General features: G+C 33.0%; 12 protein-coding genes, 1 pseudogene and 2 riboswitches. Of the genes and pseudogenes, 2 read left to right on the forward strand and 11 right to left on the reverse strand.

Features of this window, described 5'->3' with window-relative positions:
* Positions 1–10: 10 nt before the first annotated feature.
* Positions 11–2,419 (forward strand): glycogen/starch/alpha-glucan phosphorylase, encoded by a 2,409-nt coding sequence (locus ACFOY7_RS15235; protein WP_390253062.1) that lies wholly within the window; start codon positions 11–13, stop codon positions 2,417–2,419.
* Positions 2,420–2,440: 21 nt separating this feature from the next.
* Here the strand turns inward: ACFOY7_RS15235 and ACFOY7_RS15240 are convergent, their stop codons facing one another.
* Entirely contained in the window at positions 2,441–3,436 is a 996-nt protein-coding gene (locus tag ACFOY7_RS15240) for a helix-turn-helix domain-containing protein (protein WP_390253064.1), read from the reverse strand.
* Between the two features lie 270 nt (positions 3,437–3,706).
* Here ACFOY7_RS15240 and ACFOY7_RS15245 point away from each other — a divergent pair, with 270 nt between their 5' ends.
* Positions 3,707–4,843, forward strand: a complete 1,137-nt coding sequence (locus ACFOY7_RS15245; RefSeq protein ID WP_390253067.1) for a tyrosine-type recombinase/integrase — start codon at positions 3,707–3,709, stop codon at positions 4,841–4,843.
* 224 nt (positions 4,844–5,067) lie between these two features.
* Here the strand turns inward: ACFOY7_RS15245 and ACFOY7_RS15250 are convergent, their stop codons facing one another.
* From ACFOY7_RS15250 to ACFOY7_RS15295, 10 genes and pseudogenes are all read right to left on the reverse strand, one after another.
* Positions 5,068–5,700, reverse strand: coding sequence for a type 1 glutamine amidotransferase family protein (locus ACFOY7_RS15250; RefSeq protein WP_390253069.1), 633 nt, complete (start codon positions 5,698–5,700; stop codon positions 5,068–5,070).
* 74 nt (positions 5,701–5,774) lie between these two features.
* Positions 5,775–6,737: a helix-turn-helix transcriptional regulator gene (locus tag ACFOY7_RS15255; protein ID WP_390253072.1), complete on the reverse strand. Its 963-nt coding sequence runs from the start codon at positions 6,735–6,737 to the stop codon at positions 5,775–5,777.
* Positions 6,738–6,749: 12 nt separating this feature from the next.
* Positions 6,750–6,925, reverse strand: a pseudogene (locus ACFOY7_RS15260) (helix-turn-helix domain-containing protein); the annotation flags it as partial.
* A gap of 224 nt (positions 6,926–7,149) precedes the next feature.
* Positions 7,150–8,004 carry a tyrosine-type recombinase/integrase gene (locus ACFOY7_RS15265; RefSeq protein WP_390253075.1) on the reverse strand — a complete coding sequence of 285 codons (855 nt, stop codon included), beginning with the start codon at positions 8,002–8,004 and terminating at the stop codon, positions 7,150–7,152.
* A gap of 160 nt (positions 8,005–8,164) precedes the next feature.
* Positions 8,165–8,884 (reverse strand): YkgJ family cysteine cluster protein, encoded by a 720-nt coding sequence (locus tag ACFOY7_RS15270; RefSeq protein ID WP_390253078.1) that lies wholly within the window; start codon positions 8,882–8,884, stop codon positions 8,165–8,167.
* 309 nt (positions 8,885–9,193) lie between these two features.
* The gene (locus ACFOY7_RS15275) at positions 9,194–9,991 is read right to left on the reverse strand and encodes an energy-coupling factor transporter transmembrane component T family protein (protein ID WP_390253082.1); all 798 of its coding nucleotides are present in this window, start codon (positions 9,989–9,991) and stop codon (positions 9,194–9,196) included.
* Positions 9,975–11,426 carry an ABC transporter ATP-binding protein gene (locus ACFOY7_RS15280; protein ID WP_390253085.1) on the reverse strand — a complete coding sequence of 484 codons (1,452 nt, stop codon included), beginning with the start codon at positions 11,424–11,426 and terminating at the stop codon, positions 9,975–9,977. The genes ACFOY7_RS15275 and ACFOY7_RS15280 overlap by 17 nt, the downstream gene beginning before the upstream one ends.
* A gap of 4 nt (positions 11,427–11,430) precedes the next feature.
* Positions 11,431–12,021 carry an ECF transporter S component gene (locus ACFOY7_RS15285; RefSeq protein ID WP_390253087.1) on the reverse strand — a complete coding sequence of 197 codons (591 nt, stop codon included), beginning with the start codon at positions 12,019–12,021 and terminating at the stop codon, positions 11,431–11,433.
* A complete protein-coding gene (gene tenA, locus ACFOY7_RS15290; protein WP_390253089.1) occupies positions 12,011–12,706 on the reverse strand; it encodes a thiaminase II in 696 nt (231 codons plus the stop codon). The genes ACFOY7_RS15285 and tenA overlap by 11 nt, the downstream gene beginning before the upstream one ends.
* Positions 12,707–12,801: 95 nt before the next feature.
* A riboswitch (TPP riboswitch) is annotated at positions 12,802–12,908 on the reverse strand.
* Between the two features lie 150 nt (positions 12,909–13,058).
* On the reverse strand, positions 13,059–14,810 hold the full coding sequence (locus ACFOY7_RS15295) for a methyl-accepting chemotaxis protein (protein WP_390253091.1): 1,752 nt from the start codon (positions 14,808–14,810) through the stop codon (positions 13,059–13,061).
* Positions 14,811–15,178: 368 nt separating this feature from the next.
* A riboswitch (Lysine riboswitch) is annotated at positions 15,179–15,357 on the forward strand.
* Positions 15,358–15,416: the final 59 nt, after the last annotated feature.

Genomic DNA, 15,416 nt, shown 5'->3' on the forward strand with positions numbered 1-15,416 from the left:
GTGATCTGAATTGACGAGAATATCTGTTCAACAGTTTATTGATAAGATAGAAGAAAAAAGGAGTTTGAAAGAACCTAATCGTGAGAGTTATAAGGAGATATATTATATTATCTGTTCAATCCTTAATCATTATATTACTTCAGATTGGAAACAAACTGATGATCAAATCCGTTCATCAAAGGTTAAACAAGTCTATTATATATCGATGGAATTCTTAATCGGCAGTTTATTAAAAAACAATCTATTAAACTATGATTTATTAACGACTTGTAATGATGCTTTAACAGAATTAGGTTTTGATCCAGAAAAGGTTTATAAACAAGAACATGATCCCGGACTAGGAAATGGCGGATTAGGAAGGTTGGCAGCATGTTTCTTAGACTCTATGGCATCATTAAATTATCCTGGTGTTGGTTGTGGTATCAGGTATCGCTATGGGTTATTTGAACAGAGAATAATAAATGGTTACCAAACAGAATTCCCTGATGACTGGTTACAACAAGACTACCCTTGGGAGATAAGAAAAGAACAAGAAGCAGTAATTATCGAGTACGGAGGAAAAGCTTCTCTCTACGAAAACGAATCCGGGAAACTCAGCTGTCGTTACGAAGGAACTGAAAAAGTCAGAGCAGTACCTTATGATATACCAATAGTAGGGTTTCGCAACCAATTCATTAATGCACTAAGGTTATGGAGTGCTGAGCCTATTCAGGAATTACAACAAATCAACCAAAATGATTATTATAACCATTTAGAATATGAAAGACAAGTAGAACAGATATCCGGCTACTTATATCCTGATGATTCAAGTATAGCCGGGAAAAAATTGCGTCTGAAACAGCAATATTTTTTAGTCTCTGCTTCTTTGCGTCAAATATTAAATGAATATCGTCAATATCATTCGTCAGGTTACCATCTTTTATACGAAAAAGTTGTCATTCAAATTAATGATACCCACCCGAGTTTGGCAATACCAGAGTTAATGCGGATATTAATGGATGAAGAACAATACAGTTGGAATGATGCATGGCATATAGTGACAAATCTTTTCGCATATACCAATCACACAATTATGTCAGAGGCATTAGAGACATGGCCTGTATCGATGATTAAAGAAATTGTTCCACGCTTATATATGATTATAGAAGAAATGAATGAACGTTTTTGTCAATCGATTTTTTACAACTACCCTGATCTTCGTAAGGAAATTCCTAAGCTTGCTATCATTGCAGATGATCAAGTACATATGGCGCGATTAGCAATTATAGCTAGTTTTCGAATAAATGGTGTCGCAAAACTCCATACAGAGATTTTAAAAACAAAAGAAATGCGTACTTTCCATCAAATTTTCCCTGCAAAGTTTCAAAATAAAACAAATGGTATCTCCCATCGACGTTGGTTATTAATGACTAATCCTAAATTAGCAAAATTTATATCCTCCATGATTAGTCCGATTTGGATTGATCAACCATATGAGTTAAATCAATTGCTTCGTTATACTAAAGACAAAGGAATACTAGAGGAACTTGCTGCAATTAAATTAGCAAATAAACAAGAATTAGCGCACTATATTCATAAAAATACTGGGATAATGGTTGATGACCACTCCATTTTTGATGTGCAAATTAAAAGACTTCATGAATATAAGCGTCAATTGCTGAATGTGTTTCATATCATCTACCTATATAAGCGTGTACAGGAAAATCCACAGCTGAATTTAATGCCAAGAACATTCATTTTTGCAGCAAAAGCGGCACCAAGTTACCATTTAGCAAAAGAAATTATCAAGCTTATTCATACAGTTGCAGATATTGTAAACAATGATCCCAATATTAAAGATAAGATTAAGGTTGTTTTTCTCGAAAATTATAATGTCAGTCTTGCTGAAAAAATCATTCCAGCAGCAGATGTCAGTGAACAAATCTCTACAGCCAGTAAAGAAGCTTCTGGTACTGGGAATATGAAAATGATGATGAATGGTGCATTAACAATTGGAACATTGGACGGGGCCAACATTGAAATGGAAAACTTAGTCGGTAAGCACAATATGTTTATTTTTGGATTGCGATCAGAGGATGTTTACCAGCATTATCAATCAGGGAATTATCGGGCCAATGAAATTTTCCAAACAGATCAAAGAATCCGATTTATTTTGAATCAATTACATGATGGACTTTTCCATCATTCTTCTTTCAAAGATATCTATTTTCAATTATTACAAACAAATGATCCTTACTTTATATTAAAGGATTTTGACAGTTATGTAGAGGCACAGCACTTAATTGACTTTACTTATCGTGATCAATTGAAATGGCAATCGAAATGTTTAATTAATATCGCGCATTCAGGAAAATTTTCCAGTGATCGGACGATTAATGAATATGCAAGTGCTATTTGGAATATAAAACAATTAAACTAATAGAAAGAAGATACCCGTTATTTACCGGGTATCTTCTTTTTCCATTTGCTTCAAATAATTCGTTATGGCTAGTTGAACGAACTCTTCTATTTTTATGTCTTTCGATTTAGCTATTTGCTGTACCCGTTTTTTTAGCTCACTTGGGATAACTGTATGTATTGTTACCTCATCACTATCCAACAGGATTCCTTGATGTCTTTCTATTACTTTCCCTTTAATCATGCTTTGTTTTAGTAATTGTATTTCTTCGGGATTTATTTGCTGATCAAATGGTAATTGAATTGGCTTTACCAATAATTCAATCATTTCCTCCTCAACCCTTACCTTACAATTTTGTACACCGACTGTAAGAAAGAGCTTTTCTATCAATTGATAAATAACCGAATGTAAATGAGCTGGTTTTATAAACTGGAAAATTGCATATCCTCGCTTATTAATTGCTTTTTGATAACCCAGTTTATACTGTGGTCTGTATCCTTGTTCATTTAATTCATCATAATTCAAGTAGTTTCCTCTTTCTGTTATTGCTATCACTCTACCCTCGCGGCCAATTGTCACGACTCTTGCAATTTCACCTGTTGCTTGATGTAAAAATGTCTGAAATAAATAAGTACCGGTTTCCTTAACATACAAGGGAGTTCTTTGCTCTTTTTTATACTTGCTTTCATAAACAGTAAGGTCTTCTTCATCAACAAAGGTAATTTCTCTCCCTAAGTATGTTTTCGTAAATGAAGGTATCTCTCCTGCTTTTATTAGTTTCTGAGCAGTGGATAATGACACATTTAACCTTTCAGCTACATCCTTGTTGGTTAACCCAGGCTTCGTATAATATTCTTTTAATTTTTCTGCTGTTTCACTCGAAAAATAATATGTACCGTCAATGGTCCAGTCTTGTTTATTTATTGGTACTATTTCTTCACGTTTAACTAAACTATAGATAGTCTGTTCAGATATTTGTAAAAATGATGCTAAATCTTTTGTTGAATATATATCTTTCTCGAATGATTCTTCAATCATTTACTTCACCTTCTAATATAGATTGTTTATCTAAAGTATACCGAAAAACTATCTTCTTTTAAATATATAATGTAAACTTTTTATTTTCTGTTACTTATAATCAAACATAATATATATAATTTAAAAAAATCTAAAATTAGGTTTAAGTATAAATAATAGACTGTTATTTGTTATTTATAATATTTACTAATATTTTTTTATTGGTTATAATACTTATATATTTGTTAAATAAAGCAATAATTTAAAGTATAATTAATTACATAAAAGAAGGTGAAGATTATCTTTTCTATAGAAATAAATAGCAATCCATATGAAATAACTAAAATAAAAAATAAAAAGATATTAATAGATTATCTAATAATAGATGACTATATCGATGATATGCAGTTAATCACTTATGAGAATGAAGAGAAACATGGAGAGCGTTTTTATCAGTTTAATGATATGGAAATGATATATTATTTTATTCATAAACAACAACATGTTAACAAAGCGAAAAAGTTATCCGATGCAACAAAAAGAAATTATCTTCGTGATATTTTGCAGTTTTATTATAAGTGGGTAGAATTTCAAGAAAGAAATAATAATGAGATAAATAATTATTTATTAAAAAGGCTAAAACCTAGACATGTGGAATTATATCAAGTAGATTTTTTAACAAAGCAGATGGGATATAAAGTTGCTACAATTGCACGTAAAAGTATTGTGTTAAAAAGTTTTCTCAAATGGTTACATCAAGTCAATTATATAAATGAACCTGTCCATCAAACAATGATATCATCATCTGCAGGCAATGATGACCATCCAGATAGAGATCTATCTTTTCAGGAAGTATCCATGCTGATTAATTACTGGAAAGAAAGAGATCATCCAGTTAATTATTCGATTTTATTAACCTTAGCTACGACAGGTTTACGTATTGCAGAATTATGTAAAGCAAAATGGGGTGATCTGTTTTTTGATTACACTACAGGACATTATTTCCTTGCAAGTATCGGGAAAAATAAGAAACATCGAGATGTTCTCATCTTTCCTTATGTATTAGAGGCTCTGAAAATGTTAAGAAAAAGACGGAGGTTATCAGACCAATTAAATTCTAATGATCATTCACCTCTTCTTCCAAATCAAAGCCGGACGTTTTATAGTGCTACTTATTTAAGTAAATATGTTAAAAAAATAATTCGTCAAACAAATTTTCCATTCTTAATGAACAAAGACGGTCCAATTACTCCTCATTGGTTTCGGCATTTCTTCGCTAATCATTCTTTAGACCAAGGGGCAAATTTAGAATACATTCGCCAAACATTAGGACATTCTATGCTACGGACAACTCAAGGGTACTTGCGCAAAAATATGGAGAGAAAAAATAATGCGGCCATCTATTGGGATCAGCAGCAATTTTCTTAAAAACTTTATAAAAAATTGGTTACCGTCAGGAAAATGCGGATTTACAACGTTAAGGAATTTTCAATACTAAAAAGCCCAACTTCACTGTTAATTAATAGAGAAATTGAGCTTTTTCATTACTCCATAAGCATTTTTAAGTTATATTCAAAAACCATGCTTTGACATTCGCTAAAGCATGGTAATTATTTAAACGAATACAAATCTGCTAAGTTGCTTTTTTTAGCTCATCTATTTATTGAATTCATTAACTGGAAGAAGTATTCAGGTTTATGAGTCTTATTTAGGTTATACCATGAATGTAATGCATCTGGTGTAAATACATCTATTTTTTTCAGTACCTCCATTGCAAATTCCAGAGGAGCTATTCCTGATGCAGTAATTAAATTCGCATCAGATACCGCAGATCCCAACTCATAGAACTTTTCTCCTTTATAGTTAGGACATACCATTTTAGTATATTCTAAGTTATTACTTGTATGCTTTCTAGTATCTAAGTATCCCATATTCGCGAGGCCCTCAATTGCACCACAAATTGCAGCAACAATAGTGCCAAGCTTTAAAGCTTGGCCAATTCTTTCCAAGATAGGTTGATGAATTTCTTCACTCCAAGTAGTCCCTCCTGGTAAAATTAAAAGATCTTTACTCTCAAGAGTACATTCATCAAGGGAAATATCTGGTTTTATGCTCAGTCCTCCCATAGTAGTAATCATTTCTTTATTAGCTCCTACTGTAATTACTTTTAAAGGTGCTAAATCTTTTTTGAAATATCTTCCTGAGTTTAGTTCAGCAATTATATATCCATATTCCCAGTCCGACATTGTATTAAATACATACAGAAAAACTGTTTTTGTTTGCATCCATTAACACTCCAATCACAATTGATATAGCTATTATAATATAACTTCCCTGACAGTTATCGTCAGGGAAGTTATCATACTTGATGAAATTTTATTAATTCCGACAGAACTTCCAACATTCTTTTCTTAAGACTTATTGGCTCAATAACTTTAATAGATTTATTGTATGATAAAAGCAAATAAGGTACATATGTATGTATCATATCTTTTTCAAGAAGAAAAACAGCTTGATTTGAAGTCCGTTCTTGTAAATAATGTCCTAAAAACCAATGTTGGCATATATCAGCCAATACACTTTTATCCCCATTAATAACCAAAGAAATAATCCCTTCCTTATCTTCTATAGTTGGAAGAAGATTTTTCATAAAAAAGTCACGTGCTGAAAAATTTTCTGGCCGGTTAAACTTATTTTCGGTTAGCATTAGACTTTCCATTCGATCTACTCTAAAACTACGGATATCATTCCTAAGATGACACAATCCAATCACATACCACTTATTATTCCAATAGATAATTTTGTACGGATCGACCAATCTATAATTTAATTGCTCTTCGCCACTTTTATGGTAAAGAATTTTTACTGAGTACCCGTCAGCTACGGCCTGCTCCAACTCCTTCAAAAAAGGTTCCATAGAGAGTGAACTTAATCGACTTATTACTTCAAGACTAGTTAAATGTTGGTTTATCTTTGATTCCTGCTCTTGATTTGAGTATTTACTAAGTTTTGAAATGGCCCTATTCAGTGCTTCACCTCCATAATATCCGGCTTCTTCTGCAAAAACAGCAGCGTGAAATAGCGAAGTTTGCTCCTCAAAATCAAAAAAAAGAGGAGCCTCAATAAAATTGTTCAATAAAGTGTATCCACCGTTATGTCCTGGTTCTGAAATTATAGGTACGCCACTTGTTGAAATTGTATCAATATAACGATACACAGTCCTTATATTCATCTCTAACTTTTCTGAAATTTGTTTTGCAGTAATTCTTTCACCTGAACGAAGCATCCATAGAATCGCTAACATATTGTCAATTTTAGGCATATAATTCCACCTCTATATGAAATTTTTTTCTATTATATATTTCCGGTTTTTGGTATAACTCATCAACTGTTCCTTTCCGATAAGCTTTTTATATAATGAGGTCCTAGACACATTTGTAATTTTACAAATTTGATTTACAGTTATATCTCCCTATTATAGAGCTTTACTGCATAATTCATTGCACCATACGTCACCTATAGGCTGGGAACATATTAATTTGCTAGGAGAATACCATTTTAATTCGGAGAAAGTGATCTCATTAGATTCTTTAAGACCACTGAAAATATCTTAACGTTTTTAAAAACGGGAGAATCGTCAGGAAAATAGGCTTAGCGTTGTAAATTTCCGTGTTTTCCTGACGGTACCCCTTTATAAAAATTAAAAGAAGTGGGATAAATGCACCTCACCTCTTTTAATTTTTTATTCTATATTTATCTTCCAAACTGTTTCTAATTAATTTTGTTGCACTTGCTATTTCAATACCTAGAATGTAGGCAATATCTTCAATTGTCATACGTTCTTCTTGATATAGATAGGTCGCATAGATTTTCCTAATACTAGAAACGGTTAGTTTAGGTTTCAAAAAAAAATCTTTTGAGATGATTTCTAAATGAGAAACGATTGTAGTGAATGCAATCGGGGTAATTGATTGATCATGTTTTTTAGTTATTAAGAAATAAGGTGTTTCGTGATGCTTCATCCAATTATACTGTTCGATAAAAAGATCCACATCAGCTTTGTCCTCAAAAGTAATGATTCGATGTTTTAACAAGAGATTTACATGATCTTTTTCTATCTGTATATCTTGTTTCCTGAAGTGAAAATCGATATTTCGCAAACCTTTTAAAGCTAAAAGATAGACTAACTTTCTCTGAACAGTATAGTTCGGGTGATTCCTTATCTCTGGTAATAACGTCAGTAATTCCATGTAATTTTGGCCTAATTGATTTATATTTTGCTTCTTTCCAGGAATGGATTTTATTTTCATGACAGGATCTATTGATACTTTTCCTATCTGCCATATATAATCAAAAAATACTCGTAAAATGGTTAAATATTTGTTTACAGTACTGCTATTGTTACCAGCATCTAATTTAGCCTGAAGGAAATCTTTTATATCTCTTGGATTTATTTCGTACAATTCTTTTTCTTTGTGATATTTTTTATCAATATATTGAAAGAAAAGCTGAATAACAAGTTGATAATCTTTAATGGTTTGTTGACTTTTCCCCTGTTCTTCTAAGAATCTACTAAATCCATATGGCATCACTATTCACTTCCTATCAACGATAGTAATTGATCATATGAATATTTTACCACAATACTTGAACGAACGTCCTCGTTATTGTAAAATAGATTTTGTTTTTGTTTATACAAATTATTTGAAAGTAATCTATTACTTATAAATAAGAAAAATATAAAAGAATTTAGATTTTAACCAACTCAAATAGGTAATTTTCCTTATATAAGTCATCAGGATATTCAATAAAACCAGTATCTCCTTCTTCATATAGACCTTGTAAAAATTCGTTCAGTGCTCCCATATATTGTTCATACAAAAATTCAAAACTTACTGGTTCTTTTGGTAATAAATTGTCTTTACATACATTTGGATGAGCATAATTAACATATGTTCTGCACGGCAGTGGACGTATCTCATAAGCCAAACATTGATTTGTTTCCGTATCTAACATTACACAAGGCAAATGTTTCTTTTTATATTCATATTTAAATCCCTCCTCCTCTCTATCAAGCTGCTTTATTTCTCTTAGAACATCATTATGTTTTCTATAATAACTGCTCATATGCTGTTGAATCTTCACTCGCCTTTCTTCTGGCAATCCTTTTATTGATCCTTTAATTAGTTTCGCCTCAAGCTCGTTAATTATAATTGGAAAATAACAGCAAAAAGCACAACCTAACTGGCAGCTCGGCTTAACATCCATCATTTTTTCCATTTCACTTATCTCTTCATTCACCAGTTTCAGTAACCCACTGAAACTAGCATGTAACTTCTGATCTATCGATAAATCCGCTTTTGCAAAATGATCTACTAAATCATAAAATTTATCTTCTTCTATTACATATCGATTACTTAAATCGATACATCGCTCTTCAATCTGATCCAGTGTCAAATAATCAACCATGAATTTCTGCCCCTTTCTAACTTCCATTCTTATCATAATAAAGCAATCCGGGTATTAAGACAAGATAGCATCTGACCAAGACTAGTAAAGTGTGCGGTTTATTTATCATATACGAACCTTTCATTGTACTTATTCTATATGGGTAGGTAAATTATTAAATAACTACTAAATTTCCCAATAGATGTCCGTATGAAAAAAATCCCTTATCGGTGTAAATTTGCTTACCTATATATTTATACAACCATTTTTCCAGTAAAAAAGTGCAAAGATGTCTCTTTGCACCGCTTTACTATTCGTATCTTTAGTGTACTAATGTATCACACGATCGATTGGCAGGAAGCTGTAGAATCTTTGGAGAAAATAACAAGCAATTGTTCCAATGATTAATAGCAAGCAAAAATATAGATCATAACGCCCATAACCTATTTGATAAAAGTAGGTTCTTTTCACATCTCCATTAAATGATTTTGCTTCCATCGCTGTTGAAATTCTGTGTGCTCTTCTTATACTTTGAGCAAGAATAGGAACTGCATAATATTTTATCCTGTCATAATATCCAGTAATACCTCTAGAAAAGGTTACCCCGCGAACTTTTAAAGCCTGTCTTAATGTATATACTTCCTCTGCAATCATTGGTAATAATCGAACAGCAGCCATAAAACTGTATGCTATTTTGGGCTTAAGTTTATATTGTTGCATAGAGGAATAAAACAACGATACAGGTTTTGTCGTAAGGGCGAATAATAATCCTAGGTAACCAAAGATAATACTTCTTAACCCCAGATGTAACCCCCTGAAAAAACTTTCCTCTGTAACGTGTATAATTCCAAAATGAAAGAATGTCGTTTCTCCTTCACCAAAAAAAGCCATTGATGTAAAAGACGAGATGAATATGACAATAAAGGGTGAAGCAAATAACAATAACCATTTCATTGAATAACCTGTCATAAAAAAATATAGGAAAGATAATCCGATAACAAAATAGATATGAAAATGAATATAATCTACAAATAATAAACCAACAAACAATAAAACAAGAAGGAAAAGTTTTAGTGACGGATTTACATAATGAAGCCATGTTATTTTCGGATTAAGTTCCAATAGCACTTTGCTTTCCCTCCATTCCTTCTGTATTACGTAACCGATACACTCCCGCTAATTTACCAGCATCAATGATCCACTCTGTTGTAGCAAAGTAATTCCTAATATGAAGATCATGAGTAACCATTAATATCGTCGTTCCATCATTGGAAAGAGTTAAAAAATAATCTAACATGCGAAAAGTATTAGCAGCATCTTGTCCAAATGTAGGTTCATCTAATAGTAAGATCTTCGGTCGCATAATAGTTACCGTTGCGATACTTAAACGTTTCATTTGTCCAACAGATAATTGAAAGGGATGTTTATTTTTCACGTGTTCTAATTGAAAAACAGCCAATTGATCTCTAATTCTCTGTTCACACGCTTCATTAGTTAGCTGGCAATCACGTAATGAAAAAGCTAATTCCTCGTATACTGTATTTGTTACGAATTGCAATTCAGGATTCTGAAAGACAAACCCAACATATCGATAAAAAGCCTTATCTTGTTTGATCGAATAGTTTATTTCACCTTTTGTTTTGATTAGTTTTGCTAAAGCTTGTAGAAGTGTACTTTTTCCTGATCCATTTTTACCTGTAATTGTAATCCATTCTCCCTTGTTAACTATTGCGTTCTCTACATGGATTAAGCCCTTCTTACTCCTATATCCGGTTAAGTGATGTATTGTCATTTCAGGCACTGGTTTTTCAGCATACTGGAGATAGGATGGAATATTTTCTTCCCAAACTCCTGGATACCAAATTCCGTATTGCCGAAAGAGATCTTTATAATGATTGATGACGTAATTCGGTTCCCCATCTGCAACAATGGCACCTTGAGAATCCAACATGATCATCCTGTCAGCAAAATCATAAACATGTTCTATCTTATGTTCCACAATGATAACCGTTTTATCTGAAGCTATCTTCCTAACTGATTCCCATACTTGTTGTGTTCCTTCGCTATCTAACATTGCTGTTGGCTCATCTAAAAACATAACATCTGGCTGTAATGCGAGTGTACTAGCAATTGCTAACCTTTGTTTCATTCCACCAGACAATTTGTCAATCTTCGTATGAGACTCAGGTAAAACTAAACCTACTTTTTCCATATAGAATTGAATTCGATCAGACATTTCCTCATGCGGTATTTGAAGATTTTCTAATACAAAAGCTATCTCTTCATCAACATACGGCATACAAAATTGGGTATCAGGATCTTGAAAAACATAGCCAGAATGTTTCGATAATTTACTATCCGCACACTTCATGGGGATTTCTACAGAGTGTGGAATAATACCTGCAAGTATCTTGAGCAATGTTGATTTCCCCGCTCCGGATGGTCCAACCAAAAGTACCTTCTCCCCTTTATTTATAGAAAGCGAGAAATCCTTAAATAAAAAGGACTTCTCATCAGGAAACTTAACTTTTAACCCTTCTATACTCACTTCAACTTGATCCATTCTCTCACCTTACCTCTTCATCCAGTGCCTGGTAATGCTTCTGATTAACTGGTCTAACTAAGTTTGTTACACCTGTTTTCTCTAAAGCTTTCACTAGATAAAATGCAAAAAAACCAGTAATAACTATTGCACCGAGTGTCCTGAATACAATTAAAAGGGTTAAGTTCCACCAGACTAGTTCCTGTATATAGCCATAATAAGTATCTAACCAAAGGGAACCAATCGTTGCCCCAATTGCCGCAAGACACATCACAAAAATACGGTGATTCTTATAACGGAATATTGCAAATATCAGTTCACAGCCCAGTCCTTGTACTAGACCATATAACAGAAGGCTAATTCCCCACTGACCACCAAATAGAAATTCTCCTTGTGCTGCAGCTAATTCTGCCAGGAGAGCAACACCTGGTTTTCTGATAATTAAGAATGCGACAGTTGCTGCCATAAACCACATCCCATAAACTAATTGGTCAATGTGTAATCCAAATACGGAAAGAGTATTATATAATGGACCCCAGATTTTATATATCACACTAAATACGATTGCAATAACAATGGTAACTAAAATATCTGTAAGAGTTAGTTTATTTTTCATTAGCTAACATTCCTTTCGATAATACAGTCTCCCATGTCTCCATTTGATACGCCATTTCCCAAAACAGTAATTCATAATTACTGCTAATAACAAAATGTTCCTTCATCCGTTCTTGATCCGCTTCTGTAACTTGACTGGCTATTTCGTCCAAGCGATCAATTTGTTCGTTCACTAAATTACCAAACCAGTCACCGCCATATGCGGAAATCCATTTTTGATAGACAGGATGGTCCGGCTTACAATCTTTTAATTTTTCCCCAACCTCAAAATAAAGCCAATAACAAGGAAGTATTGCTGCAATTACATCACCTAGATGTCCTTCATATGCAGCACGATACATATGTGAAGTGTAAGCATATGCGGTGGGTGATGGCTTAAAAGCTGCCTTCTCTTCTTTTGTAATACCTAAAATGTCCGAAAAGCTTCGATGTAACTCTAGTTCGGCTTCATATGTACCTTGAGCATGTGATGCCATACGATAGGTGCTCTCGAGTGAATTCGCCTTGGCTGCACCTAATGATTGGATACGGGCAAAATGGGATAAATAATATGCATCCTGCAGGACATAGTATTTAAAACAATCAATGGGTAAGGTCCCTTGACCAATTCCTTGTACAAATGGATGGTCAAAACTTGCCTGCCAAATCGGATCAACTTCTATTCGTAAAATTTCTGAAAACTTCATTTCATTTCCTCCCTTTATTTAACCACAAAAAACCACTATCATTACCAACGTAAAGATAGTGGTCATAAATACAGAAAAATTTATGATAAATAAAGGATAATCCTTCGCCACTTCCCTACGCTGGTATAAACCAGATCAGGTTCTAAGGGTCTTAAAGTAATACTTTAATCTCAGTCTTTAAAAGACACCCCTAGTGGAATTACGGGTTATATAATTTCGTCTCTACTATAACAGATATTGCTAACTTGTCAATACAATTTTTAACAAAAAATGAATTCATTCAATACTCAGTCATTTACTTTGCTGCCGAGATCCCTTCACCTGTTCGACGGAATGGGCTTATATTCCAGGTTTATATTTCAAATTTTTGAACAACACCGTGAAGCTTTTTAGACAGGTCATTTAATTCAGTAATATTAGTGATAATTTGATTCATTGATTGACTTGTTTGTTCTGACGTAGCAGTGGTTTCTTCGATACCCGCAGCTGATTGTTCGGATATCGATGCAACCTCTTGTAAAGCTCCATTCATTCCTTGGCTGCTTGAAGTTATTTCAGTTAAGTTTTCAGAGATGTTTTGTATATTTTCTACAACTAATTTAACCGCATGATTTATTTCTTCAAAGGTTCGACCTGTTTCTTCAATCTGTGATGTTCCTTCTTTGACTTCTCTATATCCGCCTATCAGGGAATTTGATACAGTTGTTGTCTCGTCCTGAATACTGTGTACAATGACTGTAATATCTTTCACAGAGATACCTACTTGCTCAGCTAGTTTACGCACTTCGTCTGCAACTACCGCAAAACCTTTGCCATGCTCCCCAGCTCTTGCCGCTTCAATTGCAGCATTTAATGCAAGTAAGTTAGTTTGTTCAGCGATTTCTTTAATAACGGAGATTAGCTTCGTGATCTCATGAGATTTGCTGTCAAGCACTTTCATTTTATCAACTGCTTCTGTAACAATTTGATCAATCCGTTCCATTTGTGCAATAGATTGTCCCATTAAGTTCTTTCCATCCGTTATCAGCACCTCTGCAGAAGATGTAGAATTTGCAATTGATTCAGCGTTTTCGTTTGTTGTCATTATTTTTTCACTGAATTTTTGCATCTCTTCCGTTAATTCACTTAAAAAGTTTGCTTCATTATCCGATCCTTTGGCTAACCCTTCCATTGTAAGTGATACTTGCTCAGCACCTGTATGTACCTCTTTGGCACTAGCTTTTAGTGCAGTACTTCGTTCACTGACGACATCAGAGATATCAGTAATATGTTGAATCATGTTACTTAAATTCTCTCTCATTGTATTAATTGCATTAATCAGTTTACTAATCTCGTCTTTTCCTTTGTATTTGATGTTCTCTATGTTTAATTTACCTGCTGCAATCTGATTACTATATTCAATTACTTTCTGTAAGTTACTGGATATATTTCTGCTAATAAAGAAAACGGCTAAACAACTTAATATTATGGATACAATAATAGAAACAATGAGCGTAGTATATGTATTACTCTGAGCAATCTCAGCTTTTGCTACAGCTTGTTCCATATCTTGATTAATAATATCAACAAGTACTTCTAAAACTGCCACCGTTTCTAACTGTAGTTGGTTTAAACTTTGTGCATTTCTTTTCGCTGTAACAAAATCATTTACTTCAACAGCAGGAATTACATCGCTTACAAAAGTGTCATTCATTTTATTCATATTCGTAATAACAAGAGTAAATAATTCATTTGATTCTGGCGTATCCATATATTGTTCTAACTCTGCTGTAAGAAGGTCAAATTGATGTCTTCTATCTTCATACTCCGAAACAAACGATTGTGTGGAATAATGAACGTAATTAGCGACCCTTAACCCCATTGATTCAGTTAATGTACTCATTTGTGAAATATCCAAAGCAATTTTACTTCTTTTTTCTATTTCTTGAATATTATTACCTACATCTTTCACTAATCCTGTTGCGTAAATGGTCGATATACTAAATAAAATAATAACTGCCGCAAATGATAACGCTATCTTTTTACCTATACTTAAATGGTTAAATAAATGAACATTACGTAATTTAATCCTTTTAACTTCATTACCTTTGACTTTCTTTCTCACAATAATCCCCCCAGGATGTGTACAAAATTTATGTAGAATGAATATGTTGACTTCTCATTACATTGTATCACCTCTAATCTGATAAATTATGCCTATACCAAGTATAAATATAGGTTAAATTATCTATTTATACACATTATCATACAACATATACGAACATATTACAATTACCTATTTTTAAATCCTCTACAAGTTAAGTTCTATTTTAATTGTAAAATAATGAGTTAGGTTATCTTGGAACATTTGAACGTACATGAATTTATTTTTAAAAAAAGACCAAAATATTGCATTGCAATGCCAGTTTGAATCTGTTATAGTAGGACGTAATAATAAAACAATTAAATATGTGTTACTTCAATTAATTTTGAAGTGAGAATAGAGGTGCAAAGACCATTAGTAAGTAGTTGGAGGAGATGTGACCAATGACAATTACTGAAAGGGGGATTTGCCGAAGTGATAAGAAACACATCAATCTTACTCACTGGTCCTACATTAAATAAGTGTGGGGCTGTCATATAGAATTTCTATATGGAGGGCTATCTCACGCATCTTATCCATAAATTACGATGCCGCAATGAGACCCTCTCATTGCGGTTTTTTATTTTC

Source organism: Gracilibacillus xinjiangensis (genome assembly GCF_042651765.1).
Classification (GTDB): domain Bacteria; phylum Bacillota; class Bacilli; order Bacillales; family Amphibacillaceae; genus Gracilibacillus; species Gracilibacillus xinjiangensis.